The 829-nt window shown below is 67.2% G+C and carries 1 protein-coding gene; it reads left to right on the plus strand.

Annotated features, from left to right (window positions below):
- Nucleotides 1-34: 34 nt before the first annotated feature.
- Nucleotides 35-454, plus strand: coding sequence for a hypothetical protein (locus tag DSOL_RS28555; RefSeq protein ID WP_207649687.1), 420 nt, complete (start codon nt 35-37; stop codon nt 452-454).
- Nucleotides 455-829: the final 375 nt, after the last annotated feature.

An 829-nucleotide genomic window follows, 5' to 3' on the forward strand; every position in this document is an offset into this window, starting at 1 on the left:
GGGAGGGTAGGCATGGACCAGCAGGGTTTGCGGGATATCGAATACCGCTGCACTCCAGGAGGAACAGCCCGCCTGTCAGGCCGCCTGTCCCCTCCATGTCGACGTGCGCAAGTTCATGGCCCTGGTGCGGGCCGGCGACATGGCCGGGGCTCGAAAGATTCTCGATCGCACCCTGCCGTTGCCGACCGTCCTTGGCCGGGTGTGTGACCACCCCTGCCAACCGCACTGTATCCGAAGCCCCATCGATGCCTCTCTGGCCATTGGAGGCCTGGAACGCACCGTCATAAACGCCACCGGTCCGGCCGCCAAACCCCTGTCCATGCCGGGCAAGGGCAAGCGGGCGGCGGTCATGGGCGGCGACGTGAGCGCCCTGACCGTGGCCTGGGATCTTGGCAAGAAGGGCTACGGTGTGGATGTCTATCTGGCCGGCGAGGCTGCGGCGGCCATCTGCTGACCCTGGCTACACTGCTGCCGCCGGGAGCGCTTGCCGCCGAACTGGACATCATGGGCCGCATGAATGTGGCCTTCCATCCGGGCCAACGCCTGGACAGGGCCGCTTTTGAGCGGTTTGCACCGAGTACGATGCCGTCTATGTCGAAATGCTCGACACAAATTTCCTGTCTCTTGGCCGCGAGGGCGTGGACGCCCTGACCCTTGGCCTGCCGGGCCATGACGGCGTGTTCTGCGGCGGCTTTGTCGCGCCCGGACAGCCGCTTTCCGCCATCAGTCTGGCCGGGCGAAGGCCGCAAGGCCGCCGTGTCCATGGACCGCTATCTGGCCGGCGTGTCCGTCACCGCCTCCCGGGAGCGCGAGGGGGCCTGCCCGACGC

Source organism: Desulfosporosinus metallidurans (assembly GCF_001936615.1).
GTDB classification, from domain to species: domain Bacteria; phylum Bacillota; class Desulfitobacteriia; order Desulfitobacteriales; family Desulfitobacteriaceae; genus Desulfosporosinus; species Desulfosporosinus metallidurans.